We start from the raw sequence: 13,062 nt of genomic DNA on the forward strand, positions 1-13,062 counted from the left end.
TTAACCCTTTATGGAAAATAATTGCTGAAAGTTTAGTGTAGTTTGTTTTGCCACTTCAGTAAATTCTGAGCCTTTTAAATCAGCAATTTGCTGACATACATAAGGAAGGTTCTGAGGCTCATTACGGCGAGTTTTAGGTCTAAATTTAATATTTCTCGGCATTAAAAAGGGCGCATCAGTCTCAATTAACAAGCGATTTAAAGGGATAGTTGGTACTAAGGCTTGTAGTTGTTCACCACGGCGTTCATCGCAGACCCAGCCCGTAACACCGATATAAAGCCCCATTGCTAGGTAACTTTGGAGTGCGTTTTCGTCACCCGTGAAGCAGTGTAGTACGCCTCGTACCTTGTAATCACTCAAGATTGCGAGCATATCTTCGCTGGCATCTCGCTCATGCAAATACACAGGCATATTTAGTTGCTCAGCAAGCTGTAACTGGCGTCTAAAAACGCTGCGCTGAACATCGCGAGGAGAAAAGTCACGATTGTAATCGAGGCCACACTCGCCAATTGCAACCACTTCAAGGTGTTGGCTGAGAGTTGTTAAGTGTGCTTCAAGGTGATCATCTGCAGTTTTTGCATCATGAGGGTGGACCCCAGCTGTGCAAAATTGCTTAAACTGTTTGGCGAGTTTAAGAGAGGCTTGGCTACTTTGCAGATCGCAGCCAATAAGAAGCATCTGTGTTACATTTGCCTCTGCGGCACGTTGTAACACAGCTTGATGAATATCATCAAATTGATGATTGCTTAAATTGACGCCAGCATCAACTAGCGAATAGTTCATTAGTCAGTACGCTTAACACGAATTGAACGGTTTTGCCCTTCGATTCTTAACAAGAATGAATTGAAAACGCCTCGTTCAATTATGACTTTGTCGCTCACCTCTAGCTTCATTCTATCTGAGCCTACTTGGCGCCACTGTTGACCGTTTTCTAGCTCTATAATCAGCTCCCCGTAAGGCGCTTTTCTAACGCTCTTAACCACTGCGGTTATTTCGTCATCATTTTTTTTTGCAACTTCTTTGTGCTCTAAACCAAAGTCTTCATTTTTTGTTTTTAGAGCTTGTTCACTTGTTGCGGCTGCCGCGGCAACAGGAGCTGCTGAGCTAGTTACAGGTTGCTCAATTTGTTTTTTTGTAGCCGGTTTTGAAAGTGATTTACCTGCCATTACGTTGTCGTAACAAAGTAAGCGGTTAAAATCATTTTCAACAAAAGTACAGGCTTGCAATGCTTGTAAGTTAACTTCGTCTGCCTGTGCAGTACCAGCAATAGTTAAAAGAGCAACGAAGGGAATGAGTTGTTTTTTCATTTTATTCCTCGGATTCCTGTTGAGGTTTGGCGGTATAGAATGCAGCCAAAATTAAACCTAATTCAAATAATAACAGCATGGGTAATGCTAGCAATGTTTGTGACAGTACATCAGGAGGTGTTAAGAACATGGCAACCACGAATACACCTACCACGATATAAGGTCGTTTTTCTTTTAAACTTTTCGTTGTTGTTGCGCCACTCCAGCATAACAGCATGATGGCAACAGGTATTTCAAACGCAATACCAAAAGCAAAAAACAGTTTTAAAGCAAAACTTAAATAACTACTAATATCAGGTGCTAATGTCATCATATCAGGGCCAGTATTAGTAAAAAACCCTAAAATAATAGGTAGCACCACAAAGTAGCAAAATGCGATACCACTATAAAATAGCAAGATACTTGAGGCCAAAATTGGCATTAGCATGCGCTTTTCATGTTGATACAAACCTGGTGCTATAAAGCTCCAAACTTGATGCAGTATCATGGGAATAGCAGCAAATAACGCCACAAATAAGGTGAGTTTAAACGGTGCAAAAAAAGGTGCTGTTACATCCGTTGCGATCATGGTGGCAGTGCTTGGCAAGTTTGCAATCAGTGGAGCTGCAACAAAGCTATAAATATCGTTGGCAAAGTACACCAAGGCGATAAATATTAGCAAAATGCTTAACAAAGCTTTCATGAGTCGGTTTCGTAACTCAATCAAGTGGCCAACAAAGCCTGTGTGAGCTTGCTCGGTCATAATTTACTATTCATCATCATTGTTATTGACCACAAAAGCAGAGATTAATTTCACTTTTTTTCGTCATTATTGTTAGTTTCTGCTTTTTCTGGTGTGTCTTTTTTATAACTGTGGGTAACTGACTGAGCAGCCTTTTGAAGTTCGTTTACAGAATCTTGCAGATCTGGTGTGAGCTCTTGCAAGTTTTGCTGTTCTGCTTTTTTTAAGTTCTCGTGAAGCTCATGGATACGGAGTTCTTCGTTCACTTCAGCTTTCACTGAATTGGCGACTGACTTTAATGTTTTTACCCAGCGGCTAACTGTACGAATTGCCACAGGCAAGCGCTCAGGGCCTAACACAATCAGACCTACGATAAGTACGACAACAAGTTCCCACATCCCCATGTTGATTAAGCCTTATGGTCGTCTTTGCTTTTCTCTACGGTTTCTTTGCTTTGCGTGTTAGAAGCTTGCTCTATTTGCTCGCTTTTGGAATTAGTTTGGTCATCATCAGACACGGCTTTTTTAAAGCCTTTTACTGCGCTACCTAAATCACCGCCAATGCCACGAAGTTTCTTTGTGCCAAATAACAACACGATGATTGCTAAAATAATGATTAATTGCCAAATACTGATACCACCAAAACCCATGGGTTACTCCGTTTTTATCAAATTTATTGAATAGACTTGCCTTGATTATACCCACCAAAACATAAATAGCACTTAGTTTATGCGCTTCGCCATGCTGCAATAAAGCCTGCTATAGCAAAGCCTGCGGTAATTGCACTGGCGACTAAGTCATGCTGTAAATAACATAAGCCTGAAACTATTAAACAGCTACCAGCAAAGATACTAAGTAACAAAGGCTTAGCAGATTGCGGCGCTGGCAATTGTACAGGTTGTTGTTGACGTTTTAAGTTTTGATAAATTAAATCAGGTAATTCAGGCATTTTTTCTGCCCAAAATGGCAAGTTCGCATACATTTTTTTCATTACTGCAAGCGGACCAACTTGTTCTTTGACCCAATCTTCTAGAAAAGGTTTAGCGGTTTTCCATAAATCAAGCTGCGGATACAGTTGTCTGCCAAGGCCTTCAACATACAACAGCGTCTTTTGTAGTAACACTAATTGCGGTTGAACTTGCATATTAAAGCGACGAGCCGTATTAAACAGGTTAACTAGCACGTGACCAAAAGAGATTTCGGCCAGTGGTTTGTTGAAAATTGGTTCACACACAGTACGAATGGCAAATTCAAACTCTTCAATGCTGGTATCGGCGGGTACCCAGCCAGAATCAACATGCAGTTGCGCTACTTGGCGGTAATCACGGTTGAAAAAGGCAATAAAGTTCTCTGCTAAATAGCGTTTATCTTCACGATTAAGGGTGCCCACAATGCCGCAATCAATGCCGATATATTTTGGGTTATGAGGGTTTTCACGTGAAACGAAGATATTACCCGGATGCATATCAGCGTGGAAGAAACTGTCGCGGAATACTTGTGTGAAAAATACTTCGACTCCACGCTCAGCTAGTAGCTGCATATTGGTATTTTGTGCCAGTAATGCGTCGGTATCAGATACTGGAATACCGTAAATGCGCTCCATTACTAATACGTTATTGCGGCTGTAGTCACTGTAAACAAAGGGAATGTAGAGCGAATCTGAGTCTTCGAAGTTACGGCGTAGCTGAATCGCATTCGCCCCTTCACGCATTAAGTCGAGCTCATCGAGTAAAGTTTTTTTGTACTCGTTTACTACTTCAATAGGGCGTAAACGTTTTGCTTCTTTTAATAACTTAGCAACCAAGCGAGCGACTTTTTGCATTAGCATTAAGTCAGCATCAATTTGCTCTTTAATGTTAGGGCGAATGACTTTAATCACCACATCTTGTGGCGCGCCATGCTCATCAATTAAGGTTGCCGTGTGAACTTGTGCAATCGAGGCTGATGCCAAAGGTGTTTGCGAAAAATCACTAAATAATTTACTAATATCATTAATACCGAGCGCCTTTTCGATCAGTTGCTGGGCAAGCTCACCTTCAAAAGGTTCAACCTGATCTTGTAGCAGTGCAAGCTCTAATGCGACATCATGCGGCAGTAAATCACGGCGTGTAGAAAGCATTTGACCAAACTTGATCCACACCGTATCGAGCTCTTGCAATGCAAGTCTTAAGCGCATACCTGCAGGTTTATCTTTATGTTGGTTACGTAACCAAAATAAGCTGCCACGGGCGAGTTTGGCAAACCAAGGCACTCGTTTACGCGGAATTAATTCGTCTAAGCCATAGCTCAGTAGAGTTTTAGTAATGTAATAAAGACGAGCAGACGACACACAAGTTCCTTAGCGCATTAGCGTGACTGTAACAGCGCGTTAATTCGCATCTCTAATTGAGATACTTGGCTTTTTAATTGGCGATTTTGCTGTTTAAATTCAGCAAGTTCAAGAGGGTGTATGGTCACTGCTAACTCATCTTGGCAAAGCGTTGTTAAGGTATTTTCTAACTTGCTTTTCGTTTGTGAACTACGACGTTTTAAAGCTTGAATAGAGAGCCACAACTGTTGTGCTGGGGCATCGCCAATGTATCGAGAAAAATGTTCTGGCCAATCAATATCAAGCTCAGCAAACGCATTGCTAAAGCCTTGCGCAAGATTTAAATCGCCTTGTAAGTCGAGCTTGTCTTGGCGAATGAGTTGCGTGAGCATTGATGGATCTTTAAGCGCCAATAAGGTGTTGATATCGGCGCTGATCATGCAGTCAAAACTGCGTTCTTGCGTACTGTATAAGTGAATTTGCTCGTCGCTGTAAACGCACAAAATTGACTGTTGCCAATCACGTATCTCAATCAACAGCTGTTTATCAGCAATTGCTGCAAGCTTACCCTTTAACTGAGGGTCTAACTGCAGCAGTTGATTAATGATTCGTTCGACGAGTGATAACAGAGCGTTTGCTAACATCGCGTTACCTACTTAATTTACAGAGTTTTTAGTATTTAAAACCACGGTGAAGGGCAACAATACCGCCAGTAAGGTTTTGATAACTGGTTTGTTCAAAACCCGCATCTTCCATCATGCCTTTTAATGTTTCTTGATCAGGATGCATACGGATAGACTCAGCAAGGTATTGATAAGACTCGCTGTCATTCGCAACCAGCTCACCCATCTTAGGTAAGATATTAAATGAGTAGAAATCGTAAGCTTTGCTCAGTATTTCTTGCTCTGGTTTTGAGAACTCAAGCACAAGTAAACGACCGCCAGGCTTAAGAATACGATACATTGAGCGTAGAGCTTTATCTTTATCGGTCACGTTACGAAGACCAAAGGCAATCGTAATTAAGTCGAAGCTGTTATCAGGAAATGGCAATGCTTCGGCATTCATTTGTACATATTCAATATTGCCAACACGACCAAGATTACGCAGTTTCTCGCGGCCAACTTTCAGCATTGAAGAGTTGATATCGCCTAAGATAACTTGACCTGTTTCACCCACTAACTGACTAAATTTAGCGGTCAAATCGCCTGTACCGCCAGCAAGATCTAATACATAGTGACCTTTACGAACACCAGAACTTGCAATAGTTTGGCGTTTCCATAAACGATGAATACCGAACGACATTAGATCATTCATTACGTCATACTTTGCAGCGACTGAGTGGAATACATCAGCAACCATTGATGCTTTGTCGTTTTCAGCAACGGTTTTATAGCCAAAATGCGTGGTCTTTTCTTGATTCTCGTTCATGATTAATCTCTATCGTGGCAATAAAGACTAGTGTACTTGATTGTAGCTGTGGGGTGCAATTTGATTATAACTAAATCATCAGATTAGCATTGCTTTTCATGATTTAGCACAGGTTTAAACTTTACTGGACCGGCAATAAAACTACTTTGCCCAAGCGACTTGGCTTTCGCAGCTGCTAAAGAGGCTTTACGGGCTAAGCTGTTAAAGTCGCCATCGTCTTCATGTTTAGCGATACCTAGGGCTAAGGTAATAGCGGGGAGTTTGGTGCCATTTTTTGAGCTGACAAAGCGCAGCTTTTCGACACCATTTCGTACTTTTTCGGCTATTAAGTTGGCAGTTTCAGGCTCAATATCAGCAAGTAAGATGGTAAATTCATCTTTACTTGTGCGCCCAGGTAAGCCGCTTTCTTGTACGTATTTTTGCACCTGCTTGGCGACTTTATTTAAAATTACTTCACCAATCACATCACCATAGTTTTCAATAAAATGGTTTAAGTTCTCAATGTGAATAGAGATAGCACAAACCGCTTTATTTTGGCCGACCCAAAGTTGAGTTTGTTGATTTAAGTAATGGCGCTTGTATAAGCCGGTTTGTTGGTCGGTGATGTGTTGTTTGCGTAATTGAGTGAGCTGTTTTTGGGTTTTTTCTTGCAGTGATTTGGCTTTTGCTATTTCTTGCTTAAATTGACGATGCTGATTGAGCAGGACTTCAGATTGCTTACTGAGCATTTTTAATGCATGACGCGTTTGCTCAATATTGTTTTCATCAATTGAATGAACACATTCTGTGACTTGATCAGCAAAGCGCACAATATTTTGCTCGTTATTGTTAGCATTTCGCGAAAGGGTGTTAATTACTGAGTCAACGTTGCGAACAATGGCGGTTTTCATTTTATGCCCTTGCTCTATAAAATCGAAATAAAGCTGTTCTACATAGACACAATCGATGGTTTTTCTTTGTGCGATGGCACGGTCAATAGCGGCGTTAAGTTTAGGGTTAGACTGGCTGACGTAGGTGTAAACAACTTGGTAGTTAAGTGGTGACGGCGGTAATGCATGATGTTCTAAAAAGATACATACCTTTGTCATTTTTTCTTGAGCAATAGCCATGGGATCATGGAACATCATTTTTCAATACCACTAAATACGCATATCAACCAATTAATCATCTCTTCCGTAAGGTATAGCTGCTTCCAAGCATAAATACTGAGTCTACAGTAATCTGTAATCAGCCTATTTAAAAGCAAAATCGCTTACTTTGGAACTTAAATTTGTTTCGTTTGTGTCTATTAGCTGATTTTCTCAACAACTTTAACAAGTGTAATTAAAAATTGCTTAAACCTTGCTCATTCTTATTTATACACCGTTGTTAATTTGAGCGTATTTAACCTGAGCTTGGTCGCATTTGTTTGGGTTTTAGCCAGTGCTGCGCTACTTTAGCGATACTGATTAAAACTAAAAAGAATGCTATGAAACAAACACTGTCGCGAACTTTAAATCGTTCTGTTATTGCGGTTGCTTTAGCGTGTACTTTAAGCGCTTGCCAAGTAACAAATATTGATGCTGATCAGCAATTTACTCAAGTAGCCGAAAATATTGTTAATTACCGCCAAAGCATCAGCCCGTATGGTAAAGATAATGGCGTTGATGGTTATTTATTAGAAAATCTATCGGCTGAATTTTTAGAACAAAAATACCAAAAGAATACAGAGTTACTTGCCGAGCTAGACGCTATCGACCGTGATAAGTTATCGGAAGAAAATCGCATTAACCTGACTATTTTACGCGACCAAGTGCAAAATAGTGTCGATGAATATGTGTTTAATGCGCACTATATGCCGCTGACATCTGAATATGGGTTCCATTCTAGCTTGTCATTTATGATCTCCAGCTCAGATTACACAAAACCACAAGATTACCAGCTATATCTTGCTAAATTACAGCAAATTCCTCGCTATTTTTCGCAAAATATCGGCTGGATGCGAAAGGGGCTTGAAGTGGGCCTAACCCAGCCAAAGGCTGTTTTAGAAGGTTATCAAGACTCAATCACGGCTTATATTGTTGATGATGCTACTAAGTCTGAATTCTACAAACCATTTTTAAATAATACGGCAGGCCTAAGTGATAGCGAGTTTGCAGCGCTACAAAAGCAAGCGCAAACCATTATCACAGAACAAGTTATTCCGGCATATCAAGGTTACTTAACCTTCTTTAACAATGAATATCAACCGGGTGCACGTACAGATATTGGTATTTCAAGTACGCCGAATGGCAAAGCGTTTTACGAAAATCGCGCTAAGTACTACACCACCACAGATATGACGCCAAAAGAAATCCATGAGCTGGGTTTACAAGAAGTCGCGCGTATTCGCGCAGAAATGGAAAAAATTATCGAGAAAGTAGGCTTTGAAGGCTCGTTTGCTGATTTTGTGCACTTTTTACGTACTGATCCGCAATTTTACGCAAAAACACCAAAAGATTTGCTAAAAGAAGCGTCTTACATTGCCAAGAAAATGGATGCGCAGTTACCTAAGTTATTCCACACCTTGCCAAGAATGCCGTACGGTGTTGCGCCAGTGCCAGAGAGCATTGCACCTAAATATACAACGGGTCGTTACTCAGGCTCTCGCCGTGATGACCAAGCAGGTTATTACTGGGTTAATACCTATGCGTTAGATAAGCGCCCGTTGTATGTACTTGAAGCATTAACTTTACACGAAGCAGTACCTGGGCATCATTTACAAATCTCGCTAAATGCTGAACTTGAGTCATTACCAAGTTATCGCCGTAATGCATATTTGTCGGCATTTGGTGAAGGTTGGGGCTTATATTCGGAGTTTTTAGGTATCGAAGCGGGCTTTTATCAAGACCCATACAGTGACTTTGGTCGTTTAACTTATGAGATGTGGCGAGCGGCACGTTTAGTGGTTGATACAGGTATGCATATGTATGGCTGGAGCCGCGAGCGTGCAATGAAGTTTATGAGCGAAAACACCGCGCTTTCATTGCATAATGTGAAGACAGAAACTGATCGTTATATCTCATGGCGTTTGCACAAGCGTTGTCATACAAAATTGGTGAGCTAACTATTAAACGTCTACGCCACGAAGCTGAGCAAGCACTTGGTGCAGATTTCGATATTCGCGAATTCCACCATCAAATATTGCGTCATGGCTCAGTGCCAATGTCAGTGCTTGAAGAGCAAATTCAACTTTATATTAAAGCTGAATTAGCCAAACGAGCAGCATAGCTGTATAGCAGTATAAAAGAAGAGGCGTGATTTACATCACGCCTTTTTTGTTTATTGCACGTAATATAAACACCTTATATGCTTTGAAGGATGTCATTTCACAAAGGGGCCTTGGATGAGTGATTTTATAATTTTTAGTATCGATGTATTTGCCAGCTTGTTTATTTTTGCACTCGGTATAGGTTTGCTGGTGATTGTGTGCTTTTACATTAGTGATGTGACGCAATCTAAACAGGCGATTCGCCGTAATTACCCGGTGATCGGTCGCTTTCGTTATTTTTTTGAACGCCAAGGTGAATTCTTCCGACAATACTTTTTTGCCATGGATAGGGAAGAGCTACCATTTAATCGTGCTGAGCGAAGCTGGGTGTATCGTGCTGCGAAAAATGTTGATCGTACTACGGCCTTTGGTTCAACCCAAAGCCTTGAAGCAACGGGCACTGTGATGTTTATGAACTGTGCGTTTCCGACTTTAGATGAAGATGCACTCGACCCGAGCGAAGTCACGTTAGGGCCTTATTGCCAAGCTCCTTATACAACAAACTCGTTATTTAATATTTCAGGTATGAGCTTTGGCGCATTATCTAAGCCCGCTGTTCGCGCATTATCGCGAGGGGCAAAATTAGCCGGCTGTTGGATGAATACCGGCGAAGGAGGGCTCAGCCCTTACCACCTTGAAGGTGGCGCTGATATTGTGTTTCAGATTGGCACGGCAAAATATGGTGTACGAGATGAGCACGGTAAATTAAGCACCGAAAAACTCAAAGCGATTGCTGAGCACGAACAAGTTAAAATGTTCGAAATTAAAATGAGTCAAGGTGCTAAACCCGGTAAAGGGGGTATGTTACCAGGGCGCAAAGTGACTGCTGAAATTGCAAAAATTCGGGGTATTCCTGAAGGGCATGACTCGATTAGTCCAAATGGTCACCCAGAGATTAAATGCCCAGCAGATTTACTCGATATGATTGAAACGGTACGCAGTACCACAGGTAAACCAACCGGTTTTAAAGCGGTGATTGGTGAATATACTTGGCTCGAAAGCTTGTTCAGCGAGATTAATAATCGTGGTATTGAATCTGCCCCTGACTTTATCACTATTGATAGTGCCGACGGTGGAACGGGCGCAGCCCCTCAACCCTTGATGGATTCAGTTGGTTTACCGCTACGAGAGAGCCTGCCTTTGGTTGTTGATCTGCTAAAAAAACATGGTCTCAGAGAGCGAGTGAAAGTGATTGCATCGGGTAAGCTAATCGTACCGTCAAAAGTGGCTTGGGCACTCGCTCTGGGCGCTGATTTTATTGTGTCGGCGCGTGGTCATATGTTTTCGCTAGGTTGTATTCAGGCTCTGCAGTGTAATAAAGATACCTGCCCGACTGGTATTACGACTCACAATGAACGCTTACAACGAGGCCTTGATGTGACCGATAAGGCACAACGTGTCGCTAATTATAATAAGTTTATTCATTATGGTGCAGGGCTGATTGCTCATTCATGTGGTGTATCAAGTGCCCGCGAGTTAGCTCGCCAGCATGTGCGAGTGGTACAAGAAAATGGTTTATCAGAGCCGCTCGATAAAATGTATGAGTACTACAATAAATAATCTAGTTGAGTTGAATAATTAAAAGGCGCATTAAGCGCCTTTTTACTTTTTGATTATCAGTTTAATAAACTGATTAACAACGAAAAGAACTCGTCTTTATTGTTACAGCTTGTGGCATTGAGCATCAGTTGCTCGCCGAGTACGAGCGTTTGCTGTTGTACTGCTAAACGAGCTTGTGCATCTTCAATACCGTCTATATCTGCAACATGGGCTAAACCAATAGTACGGCGAATAAGTTCAGCGCCACAGTAGCCAATCGCATCACGCAATACGTGTTGTAAGTAATCTTCGCTAAAGGCGCGGTTTGCAAAGCTAATATCAGTTGCTTCCCTGCTTGCTAGGTTTAACCAATGTTGCTCAAATTGGCTATAACAGTCTTGTAAGCAAGTTAATAAATGGGTTTGATACTGACGGCGCTTTGCTTGCTCTGTAATACGGGCGTTTTGGGCACAGTAATTTAGTAGCAAGTTACCCATAAATGAGCCGATATCAAAGCCAACAGGGCCAAAAAAGCCGAACTCTGGGTCGATCATTTTAGTGGTTTTGCTATCAACAAAAATGCTGCCACTGTGCATATCGCCATGCAATAAAGTTTGCGGGCACGATAAAAATTTCGCTTTTAATTTAGCAGCGGCCAATTTTAAAGCATCATTATTACGAATACTTTCGACGTGCTCAGTAAGCTCTGCAGGGAAATTATTGCGCTCATGCTCAATGTACGGATCAGTGAAAAATAAGTCTTCTGTGATCTTACATAAATCAGGGTTAATAAATTGACTGACTTTGGCTTTTTTATCTTCAGCAGATAAGTAAAAATCTGAGTTATAAAAGCCTATACGGCTTAAGTAGAGCGCAACATGACTTGCCAATAAGGGAAATTGCTCTGCGTTGATTTGTGCGCCACGTAAAATTTGTAACTCACCTAAATCTTCTAACACGGTTAATGCCAACTCTACATTGTGATGCAATATCGCCACGGTATGCTCTGGGCATAACTTACCATGATTAATCAATACTTCGGCTTCGATTCTGGCGCGGTCTAACGATAATGGCCATGACTCACCTACGCAGCGGGCATAAGGGAGTGCTTGCTTTAGAATTACACTGTTGTTGTGCTGATCAGCAACCCGAAAAACTAAGTTTAAGTTTCCATCTCCAAACTCGTATGCAGTCAGTGCTGCATCAGCAGGGAAGACTGAAATTAGTTCACTTTTAACAAGTTCTTTAATGTAATCAACAGCATGCTCTGCATTAAAGGCAGTGTATTTAGCCATGGCTCTATCTCGTAATACAATTAACTTTGAGCATTCTATACCTGTAACCGTTTAGATGTCCATGCATCTAGCTTGTTAGTTATCAAAACTGATGTAAAATAACTATTCACATAAATTAGTTATTCATTAGTTATTCGGATTCAGTATGCAAGATCTCATCGCCAGCAGTATTAAATATCAGCAAGGTACGCTAACCGTGCTTGATCAGTATTTGTTACCACATCAACAGCATTGGCATGTATGTAACGATGTTGAAACGATGAAAGATTTGATTCTGACTTTGAAAATCCGGGGAGCGCCTTTAATCGGCTTAGGTGCTAGCTTATTGGTTGCACACCTAGCTGAGCAGGGCATGAGTCAATCAGCACTTGCGGTTGCTATAGATGAACTAGAAGCGACACGCCCAACCGCCGTTAACCTTATGCACTGCATGGCCAAGTTACGCGTAGCGCTTGTAGAGACTGATTATGTTGCGGCTGTTGTCTCTACAGCTGAGCAGTTATTTAAAGAAGATATTGCCCTTTGCGATAGCATGGCAGAACGTGGTGCTGCCTTGGTTGATAAAGGTGATAACATTTTAACGCACTGTAATACCGGTGCGTTAGCGACTGCGGGTGTCGGTACTGCATTAGGGGTTATTCATAAAGCGCAGCAACGCCACGGTGATATTCATGTTTGGGTTGATGAAACGTGTCCAGTTACTGCAAGGTGGCCGCTTAACGGCTTTTGAGCTTGAGCGCTGGCAAATTCCTTATACCTTGATTTGCGATAACATGGCGGCGAGTTTAATGGCTGCGGGCAAAGTAGATAAAATCTTTGTAGGTGCAGACCGTATTGCTGCAAACGGTGACTTTGCTAATAAGGTAGGTACATATAACCTTGCTGTGTTAGCGCATTTCCATAACATTCCATTTTATGTCGTTGCGCCACTTACGACACTTGATACACAAACGGCGTGTGGTGCAGATATCGAAATTGAGCAACGCAGCCCTAATGAAGTGCGCGGTGTTAGTGGCAGTTTTGGCGAAGCAATATGGGCACCAACTAACGCGAAGGTTCATAACCCGGCATTTGATGTTACACCGGCTAGCCTAGTCACAGGCTGGGTGCTCGATAGCGGCGTTTATAACCAATCCGATATCGAGCAAGGTATTCTAAAACAGTTAAAATCGTAAA

11 protein-coding genes and 2 pseudogenes are annotated in these 13,062 nt (G+C 41.7%); 3 read left to right on the forward strand and 10 right to left on the reverse strand.

Going from position 1 to position 13,062, the window contains the following annotated elements; genetic code table 11:
• From ACRWSG_RS09795 to ACRWSG_RS09835, 9 genes are all read right to left on the reverse strand, one after another.
• Nucleotides 1-783, reverse strand: a complete 783-nt coding sequence (locus ACRWSG_RS09795) for a TatD family hydrolase (RefSeq protein WP_462166178.1) — start codon at nt 781-783, stop codon at nt 1-3.
• Nucleotides 783-1,307 (reverse strand): hypothetical protein, encoded by a 525-nt coding sequence (locus ACRWSG_RS09800; protein ID WP_054552340.1) that lies wholly within the window; start codon nt 1,305-1,307, stop codon nt 783-785. Before ACRWSG_RS09800 ends, ACRWSG_RS09795 begins: the two co-directional genes overlap by 1 nt.
• Before the next feature lies 1 nt (nt 1,308).
• Nucleotides 1,309-2,049, reverse strand: a complete 741-nt coding sequence (gene tatC, locus ACRWSG_RS09805) for a twin-arginine translocase subunit TatC (RefSeq protein WP_054552341.1) — start codon at nt 2,047-2,049, stop codon at nt 1,309-1,311.
• A gap of 50 nt (nt 2,050-2,099) precedes the next feature.
• The gene (gene tatB, locus ACRWSG_RS09810; RefSeq protein ID WP_054552342.1) at nt 2,100-2,432 is read right to left on the reverse strand and encodes a Sec-independent protein translocase protein TatB; all 333 of its coding nucleotides are present in this window, start codon (nt 2,430-2,432) and stop codon (nt 2,100-2,102) included.
• 5 nt (nt 2,433-2,437) lie between these two features.
• A complete protein-coding gene (gene tatA, locus ACRWSG_RS09815) occupies nt 2,438-2,677 on the reverse strand; it encodes a Sec-independent protein translocase subunit TatA (RefSeq protein WP_054552343.1) in 240 nt (79 codons plus the stop codon).
• Nucleotides 2,678-2,754: 77 nt separating this feature from the next.
• Nucleotides 2,755-4,356: a ubiquinone biosynthesis regulatory protein kinase UbiB gene (gene ubiB, locus ACRWSG_RS09820; protein WP_462166179.1), complete on the reverse strand. Its 1,602-nt coding sequence runs from the start codon at nt 4,354-4,356 to the stop codon at nt 2,755-2,757.
• A gap of 17 nt (nt 4,357-4,373) precedes the next feature.
• The gene (locus ACRWSG_RS09825; protein WP_138618506.1) at nt 4,374-4,979 is read right to left on the reverse strand and encodes a ubiquinone biosynthesis accessory factor UbiJ; all 606 of its coding nucleotides are present in this window, start codon (nt 4,977-4,979) and stop codon (nt 4,374-4,376) included.
• Nucleotides 4,980-5,007: 28 nt separating this feature from the next.
• Nucleotides 5,008-5,763 carry a bifunctional demethylmenaquinone methyltransferase/2-methoxy-6-polyprenyl-1,4-benzoquinol methylase UbiE gene (ubiE, locus tag ACRWSG_RS09830; protein ID WP_054552346.1) on the reverse strand — a complete coding sequence of 252 codons (756 nt, stop codon included), beginning with the start codon at nt 5,761-5,763 and terminating at the stop codon, nt 5,008-5,010.
• Nucleotides 5,764-5,846: 83 nt separating this feature from the next.
• Complete coding sequence (locus ACRWSG_RS09835; protein ID WP_462166923.1) at nt 5,847-6,872, reverse strand: GGDEF domain-containing protein; 1,026 nt, start codon at nt 6,870-6,872, stop codon at nt 5,847-5,849.
• 359 nt (nt 6,873-7,231) lie between these two features.
• On the opposite strand from ACRWSG_RS09835, the pseudogene ACRWSG_RS09840 reads away from it, so the two are divergent.
• Nucleotides 7,232-9,012: pseudogene (locus ACRWSG_RS09840) on the forward strand (DUF885 domain-containing protein).
• A 115-nt stretch (nt 9,013-9,127) separates the two neighbouring features.
• Nucleotides 9,128-10,612 (forward strand): FMN-binding glutamate synthase family protein, encoded by a 1,485-nt coding sequence (locus tag ACRWSG_RS09845; protein ID WP_462166180.1) that lies wholly within the window; start codon nt 9,128-9,130, stop codon nt 10,610-10,612.
• Nucleotides 10,613-10,668: 56 nt separating this feature from the next.
• Here ACRWSG_RS09845 and mtnK read toward each other — a convergent pair whose 3' ends face one another.
• A complete protein-coding gene (gene mtnK / locus ACRWSG_RS09850) occupies nt 10,669-11,886 on the reverse strand; it encodes an S-methyl-5-thioribose kinase (protein WP_462166181.1) in 1,218 nt (405 codons plus the stop codon).
• Between the two features lie 145 nt (nt 11,887-12,031).
• Here mtnK and mtnA point away from each other — a divergent pair.
• A pseudogene (mtnA, locus tag ACRWSG_RS09855) lies at nt 12,032-13,061 on the forward strand (S-methyl-5-thioribose-1-phosphate isomerase).
• Nucleotide 13,062: the final 1 nt, after the last annotated feature.

It is taken from the genome of Pseudoalteromonas sp. GB43 (assembly GCF_054923805.1).